Origin of the sequence: Collinsella aerofaciens, assembly GCF_964283865.1 — a bacterium.
Lineage (GTDB): Bacteria > Actinomycetota > Coriobacteriia > Coriobacteriales > Coriobacteriaceae > Collinsella.
The window spans coordinates 88,799-113,558 of sequence record NZ_CAXYLS010000002.1; the positions used below are offsets into that span (position 1 = coordinate 88,799).

General features: G+C 61.2%; 24 protein-coding genes and 1 tRNA gene. 22 read left to right on the forward strand and 3 right to left on the reverse strand.

Going from position 1 to position 24,760, the window contains the following annotated elements; translation table 11 throughout:
* Nucleotides 1-24: 24 nt before the first annotated feature.
* Nucleotides 25-939, reverse strand: a complete 915-nt coding sequence (locus ACRX4W_RS01800; protein ID WP_432298968.1) for a prephenate dehydrogenase — start codon at nt 937-939, stop codon at nt 25-27.
* Nucleotides 940-942: 3 nt separating this feature from the next.
* Nucleotides 943-1,965, reverse strand: a complete 1,023-nt coding sequence (aroF, locus tag ACRX4W_RS01805) for a 3-deoxy-7-phosphoheptulonate synthase (RefSeq protein ID WP_117786071.1) — start codon at nt 1,963-1,965, stop codon at nt 943-945.
* A gap of 204 nt (nt 1,966-2,169) precedes the next feature.
* On the opposite strand from aroF, the gene ACRX4W_RS01810 reads away from it, so the two are divergent.
* From ACRX4W_RS01810 to rsfS, 19 genes are all read left to right on the forward strand, one after another.
* A tRNA-Arg gene (locus ACRX4W_RS01810) sits at nt 2,170-2,246 on the forward strand.
* A gap of 76 nt (nt 2,247-2,322) precedes the next feature.
* On the forward strand, nt 2,323-5,040 hold the full coding sequence (locus ACRX4W_RS01815) for an HAD-IC family P-type ATPase (RefSeq protein ID WP_432298969.1): 2,718 nt from the start codon (nt 2,323-2,325) through the stop codon (nt 5,038-5,040).
* A 103-nt stretch (nt 5,041-5,143) separates the two neighbouring features.
* On the forward strand, nt 5,144-6,286 hold the full coding sequence (locus tag ACRX4W_RS01820; protein WP_158551271.1) for a zinc ribbon domain-containing protein: 1,143 nt from the start codon (nt 5,144-5,146) through the stop codon (nt 6,284-6,286).
* 107 nt (nt 6,287-6,393) lie between these two features.
* Nucleotides 6,394-6,936 (forward strand): peptidylprolyl isomerase, encoded by a 543-nt coding sequence (locus ACRX4W_RS01825; RefSeq protein WP_055249980.1) that lies wholly within the window; start codon nt 6,394-6,396, stop codon nt 6,934-6,936.
* Between the two features lie 11 nt (nt 6,937-6,947).
* Nucleotides 6,948-8,252: a tetratricopeptide repeat protein gene (locus ACRX4W_RS01830; protein ID WP_432298970.1), complete on the forward strand. Its 1,305-nt coding sequence runs from the start codon at nt 6,948-6,950 to the stop codon at nt 8,250-8,252.
* Between the two features lie 127 nt (nt 8,253-8,379).
* Nucleotides 8,380-9,411 (forward strand): rod shape-determining protein, encoded by a 1,032-nt coding sequence (locus ACRX4W_RS01835; RefSeq protein ID WP_006236061.1) that lies wholly within the window; start codon nt 8,380-8,382, stop codon nt 9,409-9,411.
* A 78-nt stretch (nt 9,412-9,489) separates the two neighbouring features.
* Nucleotides 9,490-10,431 carry a rod shape-determining protein MreC gene (mreC, locus tag ACRX4W_RS01840; RefSeq protein ID WP_118328692.1) on the forward strand — a complete coding sequence of 314 codons (942 nt, stop codon included), beginning with the start codon at nt 9,490-9,492 and terminating at the stop codon, nt 10,429-10,431.
* 11 nt (nt 10,432-10,442) lie between these two features.
* Nucleotides 10,443-11,009, forward strand: coding sequence for a rod shape-determining protein MreD (locus tag ACRX4W_RS01845; protein WP_117646379.1), 567 nt, complete (start codon nt 10,443-10,445; stop codon nt 11,007-11,009).
* 13 nt (nt 11,010-11,022) lie between these two features.
* Nucleotides 11,023-13,092: a penicillin-binding protein 2 gene (gene mrdA / locus ACRX4W_RS01850; protein WP_117861951.1), complete on the forward strand. Its 2,070-nt coding sequence runs from the start codon at nt 11,023-11,025 to the stop codon at nt 13,090-13,092.
* A 9-nt stretch (nt 13,093-13,101) separates the two neighbouring features.
* On the forward strand, nt 13,102-14,328 hold the full coding sequence (locus tag ACRX4W_RS01855; protein ID WP_022094759.1) for an FtsW/RodA/SpoVE family cell cycle protein: 1,227 nt from the start codon (nt 13,102-13,104) through the stop codon (nt 14,326-14,328).
* A gap of 18 nt (nt 14,329-14,346) precedes the next feature.
* Entirely contained in the window at nt 14,347-15,276 is a 930-nt protein-coding gene (locus tag ACRX4W_RS01860; protein WP_432298971.1) for a YcjF family protein, read from the forward strand.
* Between the two features lie 10 nt (nt 15,277-15,286).
* Nucleotides 15,287-17,164 carry a TIGR03960 family B12-binding radical SAM protein gene (locus tag ACRX4W_RS01865; RefSeq protein WP_432298972.1) on the forward strand — a complete coding sequence of 626 codons (1,878 nt, stop codon included), beginning with the start codon at nt 15,287-15,289 and terminating at the stop codon, nt 17,162-17,164.
* Nucleotides 17,161-17,973: a TIGR03936 family radical SAM-associated protein gene (locus tag ACRX4W_RS01870; RefSeq protein WP_117840312.1), complete on the forward strand. Its 813-nt coding sequence runs from the start codon at nt 17,161-17,163 to the stop codon at nt 17,971-17,973. The genes ACRX4W_RS01865 and ACRX4W_RS01870 overlap by 4 nt, the downstream gene beginning before the upstream one ends.
* Nucleotides 17,974-18,040: 67 nt before the next feature.
* Nucleotides 18,041-18,415, forward strand: coding sequence for a 50S ribosomal protein L21 (gene rplU, locus ACRX4W_RS01875; RefSeq protein ID WP_035138585.1), 375 nt, complete (start codon nt 18,041-18,043; stop codon nt 18,413-18,415).
* A 33-nt stretch (nt 18,416-18,448) separates the two neighbouring features.
* Nucleotides 18,449-18,706 carry a 50S ribosomal protein L27 gene (rpmA, locus tag ACRX4W_RS01880; RefSeq protein ID WP_006236075.1) on the forward strand — a complete coding sequence of 86 codons (258 nt, stop codon included), beginning with the start codon at nt 18,449-18,451 and terminating at the stop codon, nt 18,704-18,706.
* 85 nt (nt 18,707-18,791) lie between these two features.
* On the forward strand, nt 18,792-20,258 hold the full coding sequence (gene obgE, locus ACRX4W_RS01885; RefSeq protein WP_432298973.1) for a GTPase ObgE: 1,467 nt from the start codon (nt 18,792-18,794) through the stop codon (nt 20,256-20,258).
* 3 nt (nt 20,259-20,261) lie between these two features.
* Complete coding sequence (nadD, locus tag ACRX4W_RS01890; RefSeq protein ID WP_117637231.1) at nt 20,262-20,939, forward strand: nicotinate-nucleotide adenylyltransferase; 678 nt, start codon at nt 20,262-20,264, stop codon at nt 20,937-20,939.
* Nucleotides 20,940-21,025: 86 nt separating this feature from the next.
* On the forward strand, nt 21,026-21,559 hold the full coding sequence (yqeK, locus tag ACRX4W_RS01895; protein ID WP_199576729.1) for a bis(5'-nucleosyl)-tetraphosphatase (symmetrical) YqeK: 534 nt from the start codon (nt 21,026-21,028) through the stop codon (nt 21,557-21,559).
* A gap of 28 nt (nt 21,560-21,587) precedes the next feature.
* On the forward strand, nt 21,588-22,043 hold the full coding sequence (rsfS, locus tag ACRX4W_RS01900; RefSeq protein ID WP_006236081.1) for a ribosome silencing factor: 456 nt from the start codon (nt 21,588-21,590) through the stop codon (nt 22,041-22,043).
* Between the two features lie 98 nt (nt 22,044-22,141).
* Here rsfS and dinB read toward each other — a convergent pair whose 3' ends face one another.
* Nucleotides 22,142-23,395 carry a DNA polymerase IV gene (gene dinB, locus ACRX4W_RS01905; RefSeq protein ID WP_432298974.1) on the reverse strand — a complete coding sequence of 418 codons (1,254 nt, stop codon included), beginning with the start codon at nt 23,393-23,395 and terminating at the stop codon, nt 22,142-22,144.
* A 201-nt stretch (nt 23,396-23,596) separates the two neighbouring features.
* Between dinB and rpsP the strand changes: the two genes are divergently transcribed.
* From rpsP to rimM, 3 genes are read left to right on the forward strand one after another with little or no spacing between them, the layout of a single operon-like run.
* Complete coding sequence (gene rpsP / locus ACRX4W_RS01910; protein WP_022094749.1) at nt 23,597-23,938, forward strand: 30S ribosomal protein S16; 342 nt, start codon at nt 23,597-23,599, stop codon at nt 23,936-23,938.
* 42 nt (nt 23,939-23,980) lie between these two features.
* Nucleotides 23,981-24,226: a KH domain-containing protein gene (locus tag ACRX4W_RS01915; RefSeq protein ID WP_432299052.1), complete on the forward strand. Its 246-nt coding sequence runs from the start codon at nt 23,981-23,983 to the stop codon at nt 24,224-24,226.
* A gap of 4 nt (nt 24,227-24,230) precedes the next feature.
* Nucleotides 24,231-24,752: a ribosome maturation factor RimM gene (gene rimM, locus ACRX4W_RS01920; RefSeq protein WP_118256521.1), complete on the forward strand. Its 522-nt coding sequence runs from the start codon at nt 24,231-24,233 to the stop codon at nt 24,750-24,752.
* Nucleotides 24,753-24,760 lie beyond the last annotated feature (8 nt).

A 24,760-nucleotide genomic window follows, 5' to 3' on the forward strand; every position in this document is an offset into this window, starting at 1 on the left:
TTTCGACCTGGCGTGATGGGTTGTCTAGTGGGAGGCCTCGTCGTCGAGTGCGCGCTTAATGCGGTCGCCCTCGGCAAGGAGATTCTCCAGATAGCGCTGGTCGCGGTCCTTGAGCGCGCGGCTGTAGGCGCCAAGCGATTCGATCAGATGGTCGATCTCGAAGGCGAGCGCGTCGGCGTCGTCGATCATGAGCTCGGACCACATTTGCGGGTTGAGGTGCGCCACGCGGGTGAGATCGCGGTAGCTACCGGCCGAAAAGCCGTGGTGGACCTGGGCAGTGGGGCTTTTGACGTAGGCGTTGGATACCACGTGCGCAAGCTGGCTCGTGAAGGCGATGACGCGGTCGTGCTCGGCGGCGCTGGTCACGCTGAACTTGCCAAAGCCCAAGGGGCGCACCATCTCGCGCACCTGGCCCAAAAGCTCCAGCTTGAGCGCATCGTCCACCGCGGGCGGTACGAGCACCAGCGGGGCGCCCTGGAACAGGTCGGCGCGGGAGTGTGCATAGCCCGAGTACTGCGTGCCCGCCATGGGGTGCGCGCCCACAAAGTAAAAGCCGTGCTCGCGGGCAAGCTCAAAGGCGCGCTCGCACACGATACCCTTGACGCCCACCGTGTCAATTACCACGGGGCCCATGATGGCCTCGGTATCGGTGGCGTCGGCGAGTGCCTGGGCGTGTGCCTCGAGCCACTCGATGCAGGCTTCGGGGTAGCAAGCCAGGACGATGATGTCGCATTCGCCGAGCGTCTCGTCGTTGAGCTCACCGGCAACGGTGCCCATGCTGGCGGCCGTCATGACATCGTCATCGGTATCCCAGGCCAGCACGCGGACGCCCGCCTGCGCATAGCCGCGGGCAAAGCTGCCGCCGATGAGGCCAAGGCCGACGATACCGGCACACTTGGGGCCGCCCTGGTTAACGCGCGCGTTTCTCACTGTACCCATGGGCTACTCCATGGTCTCTTGGCAGACAACCTCGCGGATGGCTCGGATGCGGCGCATGGTGTCGTCGAACTGATCAGGGGTGAGGGCCTGGGCGCCGTCGGACCAGGCGCGGCTCGGCTCGTCGTGGACCTCGATCTCCAGACCGTTGGCGCCGCAGGCGGTCGCGGCGAGCGCCATGGGCTCAACGTAGCGGGTGTAGCCGGTGGCGTGGCTGGGGTCGGCGACGACGGGCAGGTGCGACAGGTGGTGCAGCACCGGCACGGCGTTGAGGTCGAATGTGTTGCGGGTGCGGGTCTCGAAGGTGCGGATGCCGCGCTCGCACAGGATGACGTTGTCGTTGCCCTCGCTCATGATGTACTCGGCGGCCATGAGCAGCTCATCGATCGTGCCGGACATGCCGCGCTTAAGCAAGATTGGAGTCTTGGTCTTGCCGACCTCTTTGAGCAGAGGGAAGTTCTGGGCGTTGCGGGCGCCGATCTGCATGACGTCGATCTTCTTGTCCAGGAAGACCTGCACGTCGCGTGGGTCCATGATCTCGGTGACGATCGGCATATCGAGCTCGGCAGACGCCTCGCACAGCAGGTCCAGGCCGGCGGGGCCCATGCCCTGGTAGGCGTACGGGGAAGTGCGGGGCTTGTAGGCACCGCCGCGCAGCATCGTGGCACCGGCGGCTTTCACGCGGCGGGCGATGCGGATGAGGTTCTCGCCCTCGACGGAGCACGGGCCGGCGATGACCTGGAACTGATCGCCGCCGATCTTGACGCCGTGGCCGCAGTCGATGACGGAGTCCTCTGGGTGGAACTTGCGGTTGGCGCGCTTGAACGGCTCGGAGACGCGCTGCACGCGCTCGACGACGTCCATGGACTCGAGCAGGAACGGGTCGATCTTGGTCGTATCGCCCACCAGGCCGATGATCGTCTCGTTCTCGCCGCGCGAGACGTCGGTCTTCAGGCCCTTTTTCTCAATCCAGCTGACGATATGGCTGACGGCCTCGTCGCTGGCGCTCTCTTTTAAAATTGCAATCATGGTGTGCCTCTCACCTCGATGGATAACCCTTGCAAAAACGGCCCGCATCGCGAGCCGTGTACATATGGTGCATGAGAGTTTATACTATCTGACTCGCTTTTTCCTTCTAAAGTGGGCCGTTGAGCCGCGTCTTCCTCGGAATTGCAAAGCTTTTTCTTTTATTTTGATAGCCCGTGGTGTACTTGGGTATAATGCCAAACGTTGGCCCTATTAGCTCAGGGGATTAGAGCGTCTGCCTCCGGAGCAGAAGGCCGTTGGTTCGAATCCAACATGGGGCACCATCGAACGTGAGACCGTCCGAACCTCGCATGGTCCGGGCGGTTTTTCTTATACCGACGCGACGTGATGGGACGTGGTATGGCAGCAACGGATATCGAGCGCGGACTCTCGACCGCCGAGGTCGAGGAGCGCATCGCCGCCGGTAAGATCAACCGCAACATGGAGCTCAAGACCAAGTCGGTCAAAGAGCTCATCATCGAGAACCTCTGCACGCTGTTCAATTTGATCAACGTGATCTTGGCGTTCCTGGTCATTTTGACCGGTTCGTTTAAGAATTTGACGTTCCTGTTCGTGGTGTTCCTCAATACCGCTATTGGCGTCATTCAGTCCATGCGTTCCAAGAAGATGGTCGATAAGCTCACGCTGCTGACCTCCAAGAAGGCCATCGCGGTGCGTGACGGCTCCGAGGTGGAGCTCGACCTGGACCAGATCGTGCTCGACGACATCATCCGCCTGGGGCGCGGCGACCAGATTCCCGCTGACGCCGTGGTGGTTTCGGGCGAGGCGCTCGTGAACGAGAGTCTGCTGACGGGCGAGAGCGACCTTATTAAGAAACAGCCCGGTTCCGAGCTCATGAGCGGCAGCTTTATCGACTCGGGCCTGCTGCGCGCCCGCGTGATCCATGTCGGCGCCGACAACTACGTGGCCAAAATTAATAACGAGGCCAAGTACGTCAAAAAGGTCAATTCCGAGATCATGAACGCGCTTAACGCCATCGTGCGCTTTGCGAGCATCATCATGATCCCGCTCGGTTTGGCGTTGTTTGCCTCGAGTGTGAGCGAGCTGTGGGATGCCGCGGGAACCCCGGGCGATAGCGCGCTTTCGTGGTGCTTCTCCGAGCTGTTGGCTGGTCATGTGCCTTCGTCGGCGCTGCTGTCCACGGTGGGCGCCCTGCTGGGCATGATCCCGCAAGGCCTGGTGCTTCTGACCTCGTCGGTGCTCGCCATCGCCACGGTGCGCCTGGCCCGCCGCAAGGTGCTGGCGCAGCAGCTTTACTGCATCGAGACGCTCGCTCGCGTCGACGTGCTGTGCCTGGACAAGACGGGCACCATCACGTCGGGTCGCATGGAGGTCGAGGGTACGTATCCGCTGCCGGTCGAGGGTATGGGTGCGGGGGAGGGCGACGCCGCCGTTCCCGTCGATACCACGGTGCTCGATTTTGCTCTGGCTAACGTCGCACGTGCGACCTCGGCCGATGCCAACGAGACCTGTCAGGCGCTGCTCAACTATTACGCCGACCGTCCGGTCGAGGTGTCCGAGCCGCTGTCGGTCATTCCGTTCTCGTCTTCCAAAAAGTGGAGCGGCGCGTCGTTTGCACAGGGCTCCTATGTGATGGGTGCGGCGCAGTTTGTGCTCTCTGATCGTGCGTTTGCCCAGGTCGAGAACCGTGTCGCCGAGCTTGCCGATACCTGCCGCGTGCTCGTGGTTGCGCGCGTGGACGGCTTTACGCCCGATGGCGATATGGTGGGCGAGGCCGAGCCCGTGGGCTTTGTGACCATCCGCGACGAGATTCGTACCTCGGCGGCCGAGACCATCGGCTACTTTAACGAGCAGGGCGTGACGCTCAACGTGATCAGTGGCGACGACCCGCGTACGGTGTCGTCGATCGCGCGCGTGGTGGGCGTGCCGGGGGCGGACGCTTATGTGGACGCCACGACGCTCGATACGCCGGCCAAGCTCGATGCCGCAGTGGACCGCTACCATGTCTTTGGTCGTGTGACCCCGCAGCAGAAGCGCGAGCTCGTGCAGGCGCTCAAGCGCCGCGAGCACACCGTGGCCATGACAGGCGACGGCGTCAACGACGTGCTGGCGCTCAAGGAGGCCGACTGCTCCGTGGCCATGGCGGCCGGCTCCGATGCCGCGCGTAACGTGGCCGAGATCGTGCTCGTCGACAACGACTTTGCCTCGATGCCCGCCGTGGTGGCCGAGGGCCGTCGCTCCATCAACAACCTGCAGCGTTCGGCTTCGCTGTTCCTGACTAAGACGCTGTTCTCGATGGGCCTGGCGGCGCTGTGCATCGCGCTGCCGCCGTACCCTTTCGAGCCGATTCAGATGACGCTCATCAACTTCTTCTGCATCGGCGCGCCGGGCTTTGTGTTGGGCCTGGAGCCCAACAATGCTCGCGTGAAGGGGTCGTTCCTGACGAACGTGCTCAAGCGGGCACTGCCGGCGTCGATTGCGGTCATTTTGGCCGCGGCGCTCGATATCTTTGTGGCGCGCGTGTTTGGCTTTAGCCAGCTCACGCTGTCTACGATGTGCCTGCTTTCGTCGTGCGCGGTGAGCGTCAGCCTGATCTGGCGCATCTCGCAGCCTCTCACGCCCTTACGTGTGGTGCTCTTCGTGTTTGTTGTCGCCGGCATCCTGGTGGGCGTTATCGGATTCCCGGAGCTGCTGTCTATTGCCAACCTGTCGATGGGCCAGATGGTAATCTTGGCTGTCATCGTGGTCTTTACCTGCTCGGTGTTCTTTAAGCTCGCCACGATGATGGATTCGCTCAAGCCGCGTCGTCGTCATGCCGCAACTGGTTTTGGCCGCGGTGTGCGCGTCCACCTGGGTCGCGGTGGCGGCAAGGTGAGCTCGACGGGTTCGACGGCCGAGCGTTTTGCCAAGCGCGTCGCCGCCGACATGGCGCAGCGCCGCGAAGATCGCACCGCTCGCGAGGCCGAGGCCCGCGCACTCGAGGGCGTGGCCCAGGCCCAGCCCAAGAAAAAGAAGGGTAGCGGAGCCAAGCGCTCTCGCGTAACCAAGTCCGCCCAAGGCATCAAAGTCTCGATGCCGAGCAAAAAGAAGAAGTAACTACGCGCCCTGGCGATGTTGAATTGGTGCCTTGCTCCTGTAGGGCCGTGGCGATGTTATGCTCTAACCTCGATTATTTGAATTGCTTCGAAAAGAGGATGCCGTGATCTGCCCGCATTGCCTTAAGACTATCGAGGACGGCGCCTCGTTCTGCCCCTACTGCAACGCCTATGTGGGTCCGGGCGATGGTCCCGAGCACACCGAATTCGTGTTCTGTGAGGGCTGCGGTGCCCGTCTTTCTCCGCATGATCGTACGTGCCCCAAATGCGGACGCCCCGCTCCGGGTATCCTCTCCGAGGATGCGGCAGCATCCGACCTGGCAGCGGGCCGCACGGCGGGCTTTCCGCGCCTAACGCAAGAGCAGATCGATACCGAGGTGCCGCATGCGCCGGCCTCTGCCGCTGCGGTGCTTTCGGACGCCGCCGACCCCAATGAGACCTGCGTGCTGCCAGCTTTCGATAAGGATTTCGGTATCCCCAAGGTCGATATTCCCACGCCCGTTTCCCTGCATGACGATGCTCAAAAACCCAAGCGCAAGGTGCACCCCGACGAGGACGCCTATCACAAGCATAAGCGTCATATTCCCAAGCCGCTCATTATCATCGCGGTCCTTGCCGTCGTGTGCGGTGGTGCCTATTGGTTCGTGACGACCGATCCCATGGGTGTTATGCCTGGCTTCTACGACCAGTTTGGCCAAGCTGCACAAACCACCTTCCCCACGCGTCAAAAGGGCGAGGCGACTGAGGACGATACCAAGCAGGGCGATTCTGCCGAGGTGGTTCAGGAAGAAACCGTGCTCACCGATGATCAGCTCTATACCAGGCTCGATGGTCTGTATCAGACCATCGTGTCCTACGCTGACGAGGACCAGATCGGCGAGGTCATCGATTCCTTTAACAACGGTTATCTCCGAACGCCGCTGTCCACCCGTCAGGAGCTGTCGCAGAGTGCCTACGCCCTACGCGACCAGATCAAAAAGACGCAAGATGAGCTCAACAACCTGAAAGTACAGGACGATACGGTCTATGCGGATGACATCGCCCACTTAAAGCAGCTTGCCGAGTGGATGTATGAGCGCGTCGACGTGATCTGCCAGAGCTGGGATATCTCGCTGGCCATTCCCGATGGCGAGTCGATGAGTTCCCACCAAAGCGAGATCCTGGCGCCCATCGCGCAGGGCGGCAACAGCGCGCTGAACCAGTACGATGCCAATGTGGGTTCCTGGAAGCCGCAGCAGCGTTCCTAAAATTAGTTCGCCATAGTCGGCATAACCTACGTGCGCAATTGATGTAAACCCGTGCTTATTGCTACAATTCGTACAAATATGCTTTAAACGCACGAGGAAGGAACCACATGTTTGGTTTTAAGAAAGAGCTCTACACGCCCGAGTATCAGCTTGTCGGCGACGAGTGCGCCGTAATCGAGACGTCGAAGGGTACCATCAAGGTCAAGTTTGACGGCGAGGGCGCTCCCATTCATGTCGCGAACTTCTGCGAGCTTTCCACGATGGGCTTCTATGATGGCCTTAAGTTCCATCGCTATGTGCCCGGTTTTGTTATCCAGGGCGGCGACCCCAATACCCGCGACATGTCCGGCGCCGACGTCGCTGCCGGTCTTGAGGGCCCCGACGGTATGCCCGGTACCGGTGGCCCCGGCTACTGCATCAAGGGCGAGTTTGCCACCAATCCGCGCAACAGCCATGTCGATGGCGCCCTTGCCATGGCACGCTCCATGGACCCCGATTCCGCGGGTTCGCAGTTCTACTTCTGCCTGGGTGCCCAGCATAACCTCGATTCCGGTTACACCGTCTTTGGTACCACGGTCGAGGGTCTCGATGTGATTTCGCAGCTGCGTGCCGGCGACGAGATCGTCCATGTCGAGATCGTTCACGAGTAAAGGGGACTTCCTTGAATAGCCAGCTGATCCAACAGGGCCGCGCCGCTTACCGCGCGGGTGATTTTTCTGCTGCAGCCCAGATGCTTGGGGCGGCAAAGACTCCCGATGAGATTATGGGCGAGGCCGATCACCTTCGTGGCAACGCCTTGATGCACCTTGGCATGTATGCCGAGGCCGCCGAGGCCTATGCCGCCGCCCTCAACGACGGTACCTACGGCAAGCGCGGCGCGCTGCTCACCAACCGCGGCAAGGCGCTCGCCGCCGTGGGCGACTACACGACGGCCGCTCAGGCTTTCTCTGCCGCTACGCAGGATGCTTCCTATGCCACGCCGTTCAAGGCCTATCTGGGCCTGGGCAATGCGCTGTTCCAGTCGGGCGACTATGCCAACGCGGGAACCGCCTTCCGTCAGGCTGCCATCGACGGCGCCAATCCGGCTCCTGCCGCCGCACTCGGCGAGCTCGGTCGTTGCTTCATTAAGCTCGGCCGTCCGGCGGATGCCGTGGAGACCTACCGCACGGCTATCGACTTTGCCGGCCCCCGCGACGACACGCGTGCGCTCAACGCCGGCATGGGTCAGGCGCTTTCTGCCGCCGGCCGTCCCTCCGACGCACTCGACGCCTTTAACGCCGCTACTGCCGATGGCATCTACCAGCTCACCTCCGAGCAGGCCGATGAGCTTGCCCGCGTGCACGATTCGCTTGCCGCGCTGTCTGCCCAGACGGCTATGGCCACGGCTCCGGCGCCCGCGATGGACGCTCCTGCCGTCGATCCGCTCGATCCTACGGGCGCGACCGGTCAGTTTATGCCCGATCCCTCGGACACCGGCTTCTTTACGCTGTCCGAGTCCGAGATGGTCCAGCAGGACCGTCAGGATCGTAAGCAGGCCAAGGTCCGTCGTCGCCATCGCCACACGGGTCTTAAAGTCTTCATCGTGCTGCTTCTGCTCATTTTGATCGCCGCGGGCGGTCTGGGCTTTGCCTACACGCGCGGCTTTGGCTTCCCGTCTCAGGAGTCTGTCGTTACCGATCTGTTCCAGGCTGCCGGCGACGGTGACGCCGCAAAGGCCGAGCCTTGCCTGGCCTCGAGCCTGTCCGAGGACGCTAAGTCGATGATCATCTCCTCGATTCCGCAGGGTGCCACCGTGTCCGTCGAGGGCATGGATCAGTCCATGACCGAGACGACCGCCAAGGTGAAGGCATCGCTGTCCAAGGGCGGCGAGCAGGAGTACACCGTCAAATTCGTGCGCTCCGACAACCATATCGGCTGGGCCGTTTCTTCGCTCGATATGGATTTCTCGGCTGCTGACAACCAGTAGTGACCTTATGGGATTTAGCTTTGCCCGGCGCTTCACCGCAAGTGAGGCGCCGGGCTTGCGCTAGTATGATGAGCTAGTAGTTTTCCAGCAATCATCCAACACATCAGGAGTTGCGTTGTTTTCTTTGATGGATATGTTCTTCGGTAGCTATGCGGGCGATCTTGCCATCGACCTCGGCACCGCCAATACGCTTGTCTCCGTGCGCGGCAAGGGCATCGTCATTCGCGAGCCCTCTGTTGTCGCCATCGACAAGAACGACGAGCGCATCTTGGCGGTCGGTATCGAGGCAAAGCGCATGCTCGGCCGTACGCCCGGCAACATCGTGGCCGTTCGTCCCCTGAAGGACGGCGTCATCGCCGACTTCGATGTTACCGAGGCCATGCTTCGCTACTTTATCGACAAGGCGTCCGAGAAGCGCTATCCGTGGACTCCGCGTCCGCGTGTTGTCGTCTGCGTTCCCTCCGGTGTCACGTCGGTTGAGAAGCGCGCTGTCTTTGAGGCCACGATCCAGGCCGGTGCCCGCCAGGCCTATCTGATCGAAGAGCCCATGGCGGCTGCCATCGGCGCCGACCTGCCCGTCGAGGAACCCACCGGCTCCATGGTCATCGACATCGGTGGCGGTACCACCGAGGTTGCCGTTATCGCTATGGGCGGCATCGTCGTCTCGCAGTCTATCCGTATTGCCGGCGACGAGTTCGATCAGGCCATCCTCACGCACGTTCGCGATGCCTACAACCTGGCCATCGGCGAGCGTACGGCAGAGGACATCAAGATCAAGGTCGGCTCCGCCGTGCCGCTCAAGGATGAGCTCGACGTCGAGGTCAACGGCCGCGACGTGATCACCGGTCTGCCCAAGACCGTGCGCATCGAGAGCGAGGAGATTCGTCGCGCGCTCAACAAGCCGCTCGACGAGATGGCCAAGGCCGTCAAGGACGCACTCGACGCTACGCCTCCCGATCTTGCCTCGGACCTTATGTACTATGGCATTTTGCTGACCGGTGGCGGCGCGCTGCTGCGCGGTCTCGATGTGCGCCTGCGCGATGAGACCGGCGTTTCGGTCAACGTCAGCCCCACGGCGCTCGATAACGTTGTTAACGGCTGTGCCCGCGTGCTCGAGGCCAATGCGTTTGATGGCGGCTTCGTCCAGACCAATGCTTAATTTCCAAAAGGTGGATTCCATTTGGCACGATTTTCGGGTTTCTCCACAAATCTGAATACCAAGCGACAATCAACGGGTATGCGCCCGTTGATTGTTTTCAGCCTGATTTCGGTGTTGCTGCTCACGTTTTATATTCGTGAGGGCGAGACGGGGCCGATTCATGCCGTGCGTTCGGGCGTGACGACGATTACCTCGCCGGTGCGTTTTGTGGGCTCGGCTGTGGCGGCTCCCTTCAATGCGATCGGCAACGTGTTCTCTAACCTTACGGCGTCGCAGGACACGCTTGACGAGCTTAAGAAGCAAAACGAGGAACTGACCTCTAAGGTCGCCGAGCTCTCCGAGGCTCAAAAGACCGCCGAGCGACTGGAGGGTCTGGTCGGCCTGCAGTCGACCTATAACCTCAAATCGACCGCTGCTCGTATCGTTGGTGCCTCCGGCGATGCCTGGACCTCGACCGTCACCATCGATAAGGGTTCTGCCGACGGTCTTACCATCAACATGCCTGTGACGAGTTCTGCCGGTGTCATAGGCCAGATTATTGAGGTCTCGGCCAAGACGTCCACCGTGCGCCTGATTGGCGACGAGAACTCGGGCGTGTCCGCTATGGTGCAGGACACGCGCGCCCAGGGCATGCTGCAGGGTCAGGCTGACGGCACGCTGCGTCTTGAGTACGTGAGCGTCGACTCCGACGTTAAGGTTGGCGACATCATCGTGACCTCGGGCATTGGCGGTGTGTTCCCCAAGGGCCTTCCGCTCGGCACCGTCTCGTCGGTTGAGAAATCGGCAAACGACGTGTACTACACCATTGTGGTGCGCGCTCAGACCACGGCCGAGAACAACGAGGAAGTGCTGGTCATTACCTCGCTGACCGACGAACAGTCGGCCTCGGATGAGGACGTGAACACGGCCAACAGCACGCCGCAGGGAACGTCGCGCGATGCTGCGACCAAGACGAAGGACGAGAGCCCGGATGACAGTTCCGACACGTCCGAGACGACCGATTCCGGCTCGAGCGAATAGGGGGCATGTCCATGGATCTACACGAGCAGGGGATGAGCTCCCGCACGTTTGTAATCGCCGCCATTGTGTGCGTGCTGCTGCAGGCAGGCCTGGCACCGCAGATCTCCATTGCGGGCGGTCGCGTCAACTTTATGATTATCCTGGTGTGCCTAAGCGTGTTCTCGGGCGACCCGACCCGTGCCGTCGTGTGCGGTTTTTGCAGCGGCTTGTTCTATGACCTTTCCGCTGCCGTGCCGGTGGGCGTTATGTCGCTCCTGCTGACCGTGGGTTCTTTTGCCCTGGTGCATAGCGCTGCCGGTCAGACGGGCGGTACCCCGAGTGCGCGCGGCATCACGGTGGGCGCCTTCGCGTTCGTCATTAATGTGATCTACAGCATCATCTTGCTGTTTATGGGTTTGGAGACGAGCTTTGTCGTGGCGATCTTCGGCCATGCGCTGCCGTCTTCGATCCTGACGGGTCTGGTTGCCATTCCGTTTTTGATGTCCGGCGTCGTGCCGCAGTCCGGTTATGGATTTTCCGCACGTGGCGGACGCCAGACGGGCATGCGCTTTAAGCCCAAGACCCGTAAGCTCAAATAGGGGAGGCTCGTAGATGTCTTCCCAGATGACGGTTATTATCGCCGGTATCGTGCTGGTTGTGGCCATCGTGGTCGCACTGGTCATCATGCGTCGCGGCGATTCTCGTTTTACCTACGATACGCAGCATGGAACGGCCCCGCGCGCCACCGAGGGCGAGGGCAATACCGCGGCGACCGCCTTTAAGGGCCGCTTCTCCATCCTCACCACGGGTGTGGGCGCGATGTTCGCGGCGCTTGCCGTCAAGCTGTGGGGCATGCAGATGGTCTCGTCGGACTATTACGAAAAGCAGGCTAATAGCAATCAGACGCGCACCGTTACCACACCCGCTGTGCGCGGTCGCATCCTCGACCGCAATGGCGTGGCGCTTGTCCAGAACCGTCCCTCACTTGCTGTCGTGGCCTATCGCGACCTTGCTGAGGATGAGGTTCTGGTTCGTCATCTTGCCAACGTGCTCGGTATGCCCTACGTGGCGGTTCTGCGCAATATTCAGGACAATTCCGAGGGCGCCCAGAGCCTGCATACCATCGCGACGGACGTCCGTCGCTCCACGGTTGCCTATATCAAGGAGCACGCCGGCGAGTTCCCGGGCGTCAAGATTGCCGAGCGTACCGAGCGCCAGTATCCATATGGCGAGACGGCATGCCATATCTTGGGCTATACCGGCACCATTACCTCCGAGCAGCTCGAGGCCCAGAATAAGAAAACCTCTGGCGATGATGATGCTTCTGCTGGCAAGATTACGTACCAGTCGGGCGATATCGTGGGCCAGGCGGGTGTTGAGAGCTACTACGAAAACCTGCTGCAGGGTATTCGTGGCGAGCAGACCGTCAAGGTCGATGCCTCGGGCAATGTGACCGGTCAGGCCGGCGCCGTGCCCGCCAAGGCCGGCTCCGACATTAAGCTCACGCTCGACCTTAAGATCCAACAGGCCTGTGAGACGGCGCTGGCGAGCGCCATCGAGCTTGCCAAGACCACTGGCTACAGCAATGCCGGCAACGGCGCTGTGGTGTGTCTCGATCCCAACAATGGCGAGATCCTGGGCATGGCGAGCGAGCCCAAGTTCGATCCGTCCGTCTTTATCGGCGGCGTCTCAAATGACGTGTGGACCGAGCTCAATGATGACAAGGGTTCGCACCCGCTGCTCAACCGCGCCATTAGCGGACAGTACATGTCGGCCTCGACCATCAAGCCGCTCTCGGCACTGGCCGGTCTTGAGTTTGGAACCTACACTTCAACGCAGACAACCAACTGCACGGGCTATTGGACGGGCCTGGGCAAGGCTTGGGGCAAGCGCTGCTGGCTGACGTCTGGACACGGCACCATGACGCTGCAGTCGGGTATCGCCAACTCGTGCGACCCCGTCTTCTACGACATGGGCAAGGCCTTCTTTTATGACGAGCAACATTCCGAGGGCCTGCAGGAGGTCTTTCGTCGCTGGGGCCTAGGCAAGACCTGCGGTATCGATCTGCCGAGTGAGGGCGCGGGCCGTATTCCCGATGCCGAGTGGAAAGAGTCGTACTTTACCGACGCCTCTGCCGAGGACCGCAAGTGGAATGCCGGCGATATGACCAACATTGCCATCGGCCAGGGCGACATTTTGGTGACGCCTCTGCAGATGGCATGCGCCTACATGGGCCTTGCCAACGGCGGTAAGCAGTACGTGCCTCACGTGTTTTTGTCTGCCGTGTCGCGCGATGGCGACGGCGATGCCTATAAGTACAACGGCAAAGGCAAGAAGAAGCGCCTGGAGGCCAAGATCAACAGCGATTCGGATTTGGCTCTTGTTCGCAACGGCATGCACGACGTGATTTACACGGCATCGACGTCCCTGGCGGCTCACTTTGGCACCCTGACGCCGCAGGTATACGGCAAGTCGGGCACGGGCGAGAAAAGCGGCGAGGACGAATACGCGTGGTTTTGCGCCTATGCGCCGGCCGATGATCCCAAGTATGTCATCGCTACTGTTCTGGAGCAGGGCGGCGGTGGCTCAGATACCGCGATGCATGTCGTGCGCGATGTGCTCGGCGTGATTTATGACGAGCCCGATACCTCTTCGGCCTCGGGCGATTCTTCGGTTCGATAGGAGGTTGCGATGGATTTTTCTCCGGCGGATCTGTTCCGTTCAACCAAGACCGGCTCTCGCAGCAGCCTGGACCGCGTCAACAAGCAACTTTCGGCCTCGCGCGGCACGTTTCGCCAAAAGGTGCATATCGGTGTGCTCGTGGCTACAGTGGCGCTCGTCGCCTACGGTGCCATCATTATCTGGTCGGCTTCGCAGTTTAAGGCCGATGCTTCGTTCTCACGTCATCTTCTGGGAATTGGCATCGGGGCGGTGCTGGCGGTGCTGGTCTGGCGTACCGACCTGCGCGGTATTTCCAATTTCTCGACAGCGTTGCTCGTCATCGACCTGATCGTTATCTTCTCACCCAAGATTCCGGGTCTGTCCTATACGGGCGGTCTGGGCATGACGGGCTGGATCAAGATTCCCGGTATCGGCTTGACATTCCAGCCGGTTGAGCTTGCCAAGCTCATCACCATCTTCTTTATCGCCACGCTTGGCTCGCAGTATAACGGCCGCATCGATACCGTTCGCGACTACGTCAAGCTCTGCGGCATGCTGTCCATTCCGTTTTTGGCCGTCGTCGCCATGGGCGACCTGGGCTCAGGCCTGGTCGTGCTGGTCTCGGGCGCCATCGTCATCTGCATGAGCGGTGCACGCCGCGAATGGGTGCTGTCGACCCTGGCCCTGCTCGTGGGCCTGGTGGCCCTCGTCCTGGCGCTCGATTCGGTCTTTGATTCGTTGCTCGGCCACGATGTGCTCATCAAGCAGTATCAGATGAACCGCCTGACGGTCTTTATCGACCCCGATAATGCCGATTCGGACGATGCCTACAATCTGCAGCAGTCGTTGATCGCGGTCGGCTCGGGCGGTTTCTTTGGTAAGGGCCTGGGGCATGCGACGCAGTCGGCCGGCGGCTTCCTACCCGAGTTCCATACCGACTTCGTCTTCGCCTTTTTGTCCGAGACCTTTGGCTTCTGCGGCTCCTTTTTGCTCCTGTGCCTCTACGTGCTGCTTATCTTTTCGACGATTCGCGTCGCCTTTAAGTGTGAGTCCCTGTTTTTGCGTCTTTCGTGTGTTGGCATCGTTGGCATGTGGGCGTTCCAGACCTTCGAAAACATCGGCATGTGCATCGGCATGATGCCGATTACCGGTATTCCGCTACCGTTTATTAGCTTTGGTTCGTCTTCGATGATGATTCAGCTGCTGACGGTGGGTATCGTACAATCCATATGGCGGCATCGTTCGGGCGCCGCGTAACCGCTGGAGGGGTTTGCTATGAAAATTCCCGTAGATAAGCTGACCCGCGCTTTTAAGATGGGCGCGTCCGTTAAGAAGGATTCCGATACGCCGGTGCGCGTCTCGGTCTATCTGGATTCGTCCGCCTCGCGCTTTCTGGCCGAGACGGTGCGTGACGCCTTTGTGCCGCAGACGACCTCGGGTATTGTGCGCGTCGAGCGTCTGGGGGAGGAGCGAATTGCTCCAAAGACCGATACCGATGTGGTGCTGGTGCTCTCGTGTGGTTCCGACCGCTTGGAGAGTGCCGTGCAGGAGCTCGTGATCGCCGGCGCGCCCGTGTGTGTGCTTGCCGAGTCTGCTGTTGAGGTGCCGTTTATCGAGGAGTCCACGCCCATGCTCGGCGTGGTAGCGGCCACCGATAAGACGTATCTGCTCGAGACGCTTGCCCGCTGGATTCTCGATCGCACCGACAAGGAAACGGCTTTTGCTGCGAACTTTGCCTTCATGCGCATCGCGGCCGCCAATCGTATCATCACCTCGTGCGCGCTCACCAATATGGCGACCGGTGCGCTGGTGTTTTTGCCTGGCGCCGATTATCCCGTTATGGCGCTGGCGCAGGTGGGCATGCTCTTTGAGCTTGCTGCCGTCTTTGGACGCGGCATTAAGCCTGAGCGCGGCTACGAGGTCGCGGGCGTGCTTGCCGGCGGTCTTGTGATCCGCGCGGTCACCCGCGCGCTCGTCAAACAGACGCCGCATATTGGGTTTGCCGTCAAGGCGCTCACTGCTGCCGCGGGCACCTACGGCATGGGCCGTGCGCTCGTTTCGCTCTACGAGCGCGATGTCGACTACAGCCGTGCCAACGAGGTGGTCACTTCCACGTTCTCCCGTGTTCGCGATCTGGTGACCACCGTCGCGGGCGCTACCCGTCCTATCGCGTCCTACCAGGACGCATCCGATCTCGCAGCTTAGGGGTTTTCCGTTGCGCGTTGCATACCAAGACTGTTTTCATTTAATTGAGCCGCTGCTCGCCAAGGTCGAGAAACCGAGCCGCTATATCGATCACGAGTGGGGCACGCTTTCCAAGGCCGATGCCGACTACCGTTGCTGCCTGATCTACCCGGATGTGTACGAGGTCGGTCTGCCTAACCAGGGCATCGCCATCCTCTACAACATCCTTAACCAGGCCGAGGGCATCTCCTGCGAGCGTGGCTATGTGCCGTGGCCCGATATGGGTGACGCCATGCGCGAGGCGGGTATTCCCCTGCTGTCGCTCGAAGGCGCTGCCCCCGTCGCTTCGTTTGATATTGTCGGCCTGCATGTGCCGCACGAGATGGCGGTGACGAACTTCCTCGAGGCTCTCGACCTCGCTGGCATTCCGCTGTTGGCGGCCGACCGAGGCGAAGACGACCCCATCATCATCGCCGGCGGTCCCTCGGTGTACAACCCCGAGCCGTACGCGGCCTTCTTCGATGCCGTCCTCATCGGCGAGGGTGAGGAATCGCTGCTCGAGACCTGCCAGCTGCATCGCCGCCTGCGCGACGAAGGAGTCCCGCGCGCGCAGATTGTTGAGCAGCTTGCATCCATTGCCGGCAACTACGTGCCGTCGCTCTATGAGGTGCGCCATGACGAGCCCTGCTCGCCGCATGGCTACACCGTGCCGCGTGAGGGCAAGGATGCGCCGACCGTGGTCTACAAGCGCGTCGTCGAGGATTTCGGTGCCACGAATCCGCTGTCGCAGTCGTGCGTGCCCTATGCGCAGCTGGTCCACGACCGCCTGTCTATCGAGATCCTGCGCGGCTGCGCCCGCGGCTGTCGTTTTTGCCAGGCCGGCATGACCTATCGCCCGGTGCGCGAGCGCTCGGCCGACCAGATCGTCTCGTCGGTGATTCAGGGTCTGGAAAAGACCGGCTATGACGAGGTGTCGCTGACCTCGCTCTCCACGACCGACCACTCCTGCATTCGTGACGTGCTCGGCAGGCTCAACCGTCGCCTGGAGGATACGGGTATTCGCGTGTCTATTCCGTCGCAGCGCCTGGATTCATTTGGCGTGGATATGGCCGAGTCGGTCGCCGGCGAAAAGAAGGGCGGCCTGACGTTCGCACCCGAGGCCGGCAGCCAGCGCATGCGCGACATCATTAACAAGAACGTGACCGAGGAGGACCTGGACCGTGCGGCCAAGGCGGCCTTCGAGGCCGGCTGGAACCGCATGAAGCTCTACTTTATGATGGGCCTTCCCGGTGAGCGCGACGAGGACATCGTAGCCATTGCCAATCTGGCCGATCACGTGCTGGAGCTCGGTCGTTCCGTGGTGCCCAAGGCTCGTCGCGGCTCGATTTCGGTATCCATCTCGGTTTCGGTCTTTATCCCCAAGGCTGCCACGCCGTTCCAGTGGTGCCCGCAGCTCGACTACGACGACGTCAAGCGTCGCCAGAAGTTGCTTATCACGAGCGTTCGCAACCGTGCCGTCCGCGTGCATTACCACGATGCCGAGACCTCGCTCATCGAGGCCGCGCTGTCCCGCGCCGGTCGTGACATGACGCCCGTCATCATCGATGCTTGGCGCTCGGGCTCTCGCTTTGACGCCTGGGTAGAGCATTTCTCGCTCGATAACTGGAAGGAAGCTGCTGCCAAAAACGGCATCGACCTCAATGAGCTCGTGCACCTGCCCTACGAGTTGGACTGGCGCCTGCCGTGGGAGCACGTGAGTCCCGGCTGCACGCGCGGCTTCCTCGAGCGCGAGTACCGTCGCTCGCTCGAGGGCGTCACGACTCCCGACTGCACCCGCACGTCGTGCACCGGCTGCGGGATCTGCCCCACGCTCCACGCCAAGAATGTATTGATGGGTGATCGCGCATGAGTGAGCGCCTGACCGACAACCCCTCGCTCTTTAGGCTTCGTGTTCGCTATGGCAAGCGCGACCGCCTTAAGTACCTGGGCCATCTCGAAGTAATCCATACCATTGAGCGCATCGTGCGCCGTGCGGGACTTCCCTATGCCGTCACGCAGGGCTTCTCTCCGCACATGCGCGTGGGCTTCTCTTCGGCGCTACCGGTTGGTACGTCGTCGACCTGCGAGTGGTATGACCTGTTTATGACCGAGTTCGTGGCGCTCGACGAGGCGTTTGGGCGCCTGGCTGCGGCGTCTCCGGCCGATCTGGCGCCCATCGAGGCGGCGTACATCGACGTGCGCACGCCGGCGTTGACGGCGCAGCTCACGCGCCTGTCGTATCGCATCGACCTGCACTTGGATCCCGAGGCGCCCGTAAGCCCCGACGAGGTGCGTCGTGCGATCGACACGCTGCGCGCGGACCATGGCATCGACTACGCGCGCGGCAAAAAGAGCAAGCGCTTGGATTTGGATCACACACTCGTGGGCTATGAGCTCACGGCGGGGGAGCGCCCGGACCATCTGGTGCTCATGCTCGACACCCATGCCGACAACGAGGGCTCCATGCGTCCGGAAATTTTGCTTTCCGCTGCTGATGTTTTGTTGCAGGGCTTGACCCCGGGCGTGGATGCACCTATTGTTTCCACCGGTATGCAAGACCTCGTGACCATCTGCTCCTACGATGTCGAGCGTCAGAATCAAGCATGCGAGGACGACGAGGGCCGACTCGTCAGCCCCATACCTGTGCGAACTTGTGGATTTGCTCCACATACTCGTTGACGGGGGTATTTTCGCCTGCTACTATATTCGGCTGTTGCACTAACTGATGCATGAAGGGCAAGTAAACATGTACGCAATCGTTAACACTGGCGGCAAGCAGTACAAGGTCGCCACCGACGATGTCATCACCGTCGAGAAGATCGAGGGCAATGAGGGCGACAAGGTCACCCTGCCGGTTATCTTCCTCAACGATGGTAAGAAGATCGTCACCGATCCCGACAAGCTGGCCAAGGCCAAGGTTACCGCTCAGATCGTTGAGCAGTTCAAGGGCGAGAAGCAGCTGGTCTTCAAGTTCCACAAGCGTAAGCGCTATCGTCGTCTGAAGGGTCACCGTCAGCAGCTCACCAAGCTGAAGATCGTGAAGGTCCAGGCTACGTCCCGCGCCAAGAAGGCTGTCAAGGCAGAGGCCGAGGCTGTTGCCGAGGCTCCCGTCGCCGAGTAGATTACACTCGTAACGAAAGAGTAGGTATACACAATGGCACACAAAAAAGGACTCGGTTCCTCCCGTAATGGCCGTGACTCCCGCGGTCAGCGCCTTGGCACGAAGCGCTATGCCGGCCAGACGGTAACCACGGGCACGATTCTCGTCCGTCAGCACGGCACTCACATCCACCCGGGTGAGAACGTTGGCCGTGGCAAGGACGACACGCTGTTCGCGCTGGTCGACGGTACCGTTGAGTTCCACAAGGGTATCAAGCACAGGGTCAGCGTACGCCCGCTCGCGAACGCGTAATTCACCCTTCATAGAGCACATATGTGGGAGGCACTTGAGTTTTAGGATTCAAGGGTCTCCCTCTTTTTTGTAGGAGGCGATTCTGTTGTCACAGTTCACCGATATCAGCCGCATTAACGTGTGCGGCGGCGACGGCGGAGCCGGGTGCATGTCGTTTAGGCGCGAGGCATTTGTTCCCAAGGGCGGCCCCGATGGCGGCGACGGCGGTCGTGGCGGCAATGTCGTCATCCAGGCCGATGCTCAGCTGTCTTCGCTGATCGATTACCGCTTTAAGCATCACTTCCGCGCCGAACGCGGCACGCACGGGCAGGGTGCCCGTCGTAACGGCAAGAGCGGCGAGGACCTGATCCTGAAGGTTCCCATGGGCACCGTGGTGCGCGAGCTCGACCCCGAGACGCAGACCCCGATGTTCGAGATTGCCGACCTGGTGCACGATGGCGAGCGCGTTGTCGTGGCGCCCGGCGGTGCCGGTGGCCTGGGCAACACGCACTTTGTGACGTCGGTGCGCCGCGCGCCCGCGTTCGCTCAGCTGGGCGAACCGGCCGAGGAGCACTGGATTGAGCTTGAGATGAAGCTTATGGCCGATGCCGCACTCGTGGGCTTCCCCTCGGTGGGCAAGTCCTCGCTTATCGCGCGCATGAGTGCCGCCCGTCCCAAGATCGCCGACTATCCGTTTACAACGCTCGTGCCGAACCTCGGCATGGTGCGTGCCGGTGAGTATTCTTACGTCGTTGCCGACGTTCCTGGTTTGATCGAGGGCGCAAGCGAGGGCAAGGGCCTGGGCCATCAGTTCCTGCGCCACATTGAGCGCACGGCGCTCATCATGCATGTCGTTGACATGACGGGCGGGTTTGAGGATCGCGACCCGGTTGAGGATTACCGTATCATCAACCGTGAGCTCGAGCAGTATGGCGCCGAGCTTTCGGAGCGTCCGCAGATCGTCGTCGCCAACAAGTGCGATGCGCCGGGCACGGCCGACAAGATTGCCGACCTCAAGCGTGCGGCACTCGACGACGGCCATATGTTCTTTGCCGTGTCCGCCGTGACGGGCGCCGGCCTCAACACGCTGATGCTTGCCGTGGGCGAGCAGGTGGCTAAGCTTCGCGCCGAGCTGGCGGTCTCTGATGAGCCGGTCGATTTGCGCGATGAGGAGTGGGAGCGTCGCCGTCTGCAGCGCGAGAAGCGTTTCCGCATTGTCCAGGAAGAGCCCGGTGCCTTCCGCGTGGTCGGTCGCGCTATCGAGCGCATGGTCATCCAGACCGACTGGGAAAACGAGGAAGCCGTCATTTACCTGCAGCATAAGTTTGCGCGTATGGGTGTTGACGACGCGCTCGAGAAGGCCGGTTGCCGTACGGGCGACGAGGTCCGCATTTGCCAGCGTGCCTTTGACTTTGAGGGCGCTGAGGACTTCTCGGAGTACGAGGAGCTCGAGGACGCTGGCGAGGACGTTGCCGTTGAGGCCATTGACGTGGCCGATGCTGCGGATGAGGGCGTCGAGGTTGTCGATGCGGCGGATGCCGCGGACGATGCCGAGACCTCGGAGGGCGAGTAAGCCATGTCGCTGCGCGGTGGAATCGGTTTGCCCGAGCTGCCCATAAAAGAGGGCAAGGAGTTTCGGCTTGGCATTATGGGCGGCACATTCGACCCGATTCATTACGGGCACCTGGTGACTGCCGAGCAGGCGCGCGAGTCGCTCGACTTGGACGCTGTGCTCTTTATGCCGGCGGGCTCTCCCGCCTTTAAGCTTGACAAGCCGGTTACGCCTGCCGAGGACCGTTATGCCATGACGGTCCTCGCCACCGCCGCGAACCCGGCCTTTTTGGCGAGCCGGTTCGAGATTGATCGTCCGGGTGTAACCTATACGGCCGATACGCTTCATGCCCTTCGCGATTTTTACCCGCCGCAGGTAAAGCTCTACTTTATTACGGGCGCCGATGCGATTATCGATATTGTGACCTGGCATGATGCCGAACGAATCGCTGAGCTTGCTACCTTTATTGCGGCGACGCGACCGGGCTTTGATATCGATACGGCGCGTGCCCGAATCAAAGAGTCGGGGCTGCCGTTCGACGTGCGCTATATTCAGATTCCGGCGCTGGCGATCAGCTCGACGAACATTCGTAAGCGAGTTGCCCGCGGCATGAGCGTGCGCTATCTTACGAGCGAGTCCGTGCTCGGCTACATTCGCAAGCGCAGGCTATATGCCGATTTGGGCCAAGAAGATTTTGAGTGATGGGGGCTACGTTGTCGGTAGAGGATCAGTTTGAGGGCGATGAGCGCGCGCTGCTCAAGCGCATTCAAGAGCTGCTCGATGTTCGCATGAAAGATAAGCGCAAGCGCTATGTGCATTCGCTGGGTGTTGCCGAGACCGCACTTCATCTGGCCGAGGTCTACGGCGTTGACCGCTTTGATGCGGCTGCCGCCGGCTTAATTCACGACTGGGACAAGGTTCTTTCCGATGACGAGCTCGTGGCCCGCGCGCTTCACTATGGCATCAAGGTTGCCGGCTCTCCTTCCGCCGCGACGCCGCTTTTGCATGGCCCTGTTGCCGCCTATGAGCTTCCGCAGCTTTTTCCCGAGCTGTCACCGGCCGTTTTCCAGGCTGTCGACCGTCACACCGTGGGTGCCTGCGACATGACGCCGCTCGATATGGTGGTCTTTGTGGCAGATGCCATCGAGCCCAACCGTCACGGCGACTATGCCCATGCGCTGCGCAAGATGGTGGGGAAGTTCTCGCTCGATGAGTTGTTCTTCTCCTGTTTTGCGCAGGGTCTGGTCTATGTGATCCAGTCCGGGCGCTATCTTTATCCCACGGCTATTACGATTTACAACCATTACGCCCAGCTGCGCTAGCTCGGGTGTGTCTAGAAAGAGGTATTCCATGGCCGACGAGACCATGACTGACGAGCAGATTCTTGAAGGTGTGGAGCACAAGAGTTTCGTTGCCACGTCCGACCGCACCGCCGCCTCGCTGTCCGCGAGCGGTGTCGCCGCCGAGGATGTCGCCCGCGCCGCCGCGCAGGCCGCCTACGACAAGAAGGGCGAGGACGTGCAGGTGCTCGACCTGACCGAGCTTTCCGACGTGTGCGACTACTTTGTGCTTGCCACCGGTACCAACAACCGCCAGGTCGATTCGATTGTCGACGAGATCGAGGAGAAGGTTGCCGAGGCTTGCGGCGAGCATCCGTTCTCCATCGAGGGCCGCGAGCAGAAGACCTGGATGCTCATGGACTACGGCTCGGTTGTCGTCCACGTCTTCACTCCCGAAGCCCGCGACTTTTACCGCCTAGAAAAGCTCTGGGGTGACGCCCCCCAGCTCCCCCTCGACCTCCTCTAGTGGCTCATTTGATATGGGGCTTTTAGCTAGCCTCGCGCATTTCGCCGGGCAGTTGCGGTTTTCCGCACCTGCCCGGCTTTCTTTTTGCCCAAAGGCGGTTAATCGTCGAAGCGGGATTGGCGGCCGAAAGATAGGGCGGTGTCGCCGAACTTGTCTCGGACGGCATCGATCGCGACGGAGAGGTCGCGACGGTCGCTTGATTGGGCTCCGCGGTCGTCGACTTCGCAGAACAGGTCGGTCTGGATGCCGCCCTGATGGTCAAAGTCGCTCATGCCGATGCCTGCTAAGCGAACATGCATGCCTTCCTGCCAGATGTTGTCGAGCAGTTCGAGCGCAACCGCCACAAAGATATTCTCGTCGTCGGTGGGGTGGGGAAGCCGGCGCTGCGCCGTGCGTCCGCTGCCATACGAATACTTAAGCTTGAGCGTTACCGTGCCGCCCGTCAGTCCCTGACGGCGCAGGCGGCGTCCAACCGACTCTCCCAACAGCGCAATCGCCGCTTCGATGTCCCCACGCTCAGTCAAATCTTTCGCAAAGGTGCGCTCATTGCTGACCGACTTGACCTCGCGCCCTTCATCGAGACTCGTGACTTCGGAGATTTCGAGTCCCAGCGCACGCTGGCGCATGCGTTCGCCGTTGACGCCAAAAATAGAGGCCAAGGTGGATTCCGGTGCACGTGATAGCTCGCCGAGCGTGTAGATGCGCATGCGGCGCAGTCGCTCCTCGGCCGAGCGCCCGATGCCGCTCATGGCAGATACCGGCAGCGCGGCCAAAAAGCGCTGCTCGGTTCCGGGGCGCACGATGGTCAGCCCAAACGGCTTATCCCGCTCGCTTGCGATCTTTGCGACCGTCTTGTTGCAGCCTACGCCAATGGAGCACGTCACTCCCAGCGCTGCCACGCGGTCGCTTATACGCCGTGCAACCAGCAGCGGGTCCTCGGGCGCAAAGCGACCCGGTGTGATATCGATAAAGGCTTCGTCGATCGATACGCGCTCAACGCGCGGCGTCTCCTCGGCAAGAATCGCCATGACCTGCGCGCTCACCTCGCGGTAGCGATCAAAGTGCCCGTGCGTCCAAATGGCTTGCGGGCACAAGCGCCGTGCCTCGGCTGAGGGCATGGCGGAGTGCACGCCAAAGCGACGTGCCTCGTAAGAACAGGTGGACACAACGCCGCGGGAATCGGCGTCTCCGCCCACGATGAGCGGCTTTCCGCGCCATTCGGGATGATCGAGCATCTCCACGCTCGCAAAAAACGCATCGAGGTCCATCAGGCCCACCGCCGGACCCGTCCAGGGAGGCGGCGTGACGCCCATGGCATCCTCATAACCGTATGTATGTTCGCGTCTTTCCATGTCATGAGTATACCGCGCAGCTCATGTGGGGTGCGTGTATGTGCTTGCAAATCCCGAATTCTTGTCTAAGATATGGATTTGCCCTCGACTACACCGAAGAAGTTGGTCTCACGGACTTCACCTGCCCGCGTCGATGGCGTATTATGTTCAACTGTTTGTTTGTAGTTGCAGCCTAAAGCTGCTTGGTTGGAGGAGTTTCCTTTGGCAGTCAAGATTCGCCTTGCTCGTCACGGCGCTAAGAAGCGTCCGTACTACCGTGTCGTCGTCGCCGATTCCCGCGCCCCGCGTGACGGTCGTATCATCGAGGAGGTTGGCCGCTACAACCCGATGACCGCCCCCAAGACCATCAACCTCGACCTCGAGAAGATCGCCGACTGGCAGTCCAAGGGCGCTCAGCTCACCGACGCCGTCGCCGCTCTGGTCAAGGCCGCCAACGAGGGCGAGAAGACCGAGACCGTCGTCAAGAAGTCCAAGAAGCAGCTCGCCAAAGAGGCCGAGGCCGCTAAGGCTGCCGCTGAGGCCGCTGAGGGCGCCGAGGAGTAAATCGTGCCTGAGGTTGACGCTGCACAGCTCGAGGGTGAGGCAATGCTCTCAGATCGCATCGCCGATCTCGTCGAAAATCTCGTTGTTCAGATCGTCGACGACCCGGATTCCGTGAGCCTTGAGGTCATCGATGGTGACGACACCTCTACGATCGAGGTTTCTGTCGCCGAGGATGACGTCGCTAAGGTCATCGGCCGTCGTGGCCGTACCATCAAGGCCATTCGCACGCTCGCCCGTGCACTGGCCGCTCGCCTCGACACTGCAGTCGAGGTAGAGGTTCTGGGCTAGGACCTTGAGGTCCCAGTACAAAAACATCGCCCGTGTGGTCAAGCCGCACGGAAGGAAGGGGGAGGTCCTCGCGCAGCCGCTGCGGGGGCTTCCTTCTGTATTGACGCCGGGTATGCGCGTCGCCCTGACGCCGCCGGCGCTCAAGCGCGACCGCTTTTGCACGGTCGTGTCCGTCACCGATACGGGCGATGGCGATCTGGTCTCGTTTGAGGGCATTGACGACTTGACGGCCGCCGAGGGCATCACGGGATGCTATGTGCTGGCAAATCGTGACGACTTTGAGCTCGATTCGCTCGACGCCGCCTATACCGACCTGATGGGTCGCGAGGTGGTCGACGAGCGCTTCGGTTCGCTCGGCACGATCGTCGAGATCATGTCGACGCCCGCTAACGATGTTTGGGTTGTCGAGGGTGATCGGTACGGCGAGGTGCTGATTCCCGTGATCGAGCAGGTTGTGCTCGATCTTCCCGACACAGGAACAATTTCCGTCCACGTTATGGACGGCCTGATCGATATGGACAAGTAGGGAGGACA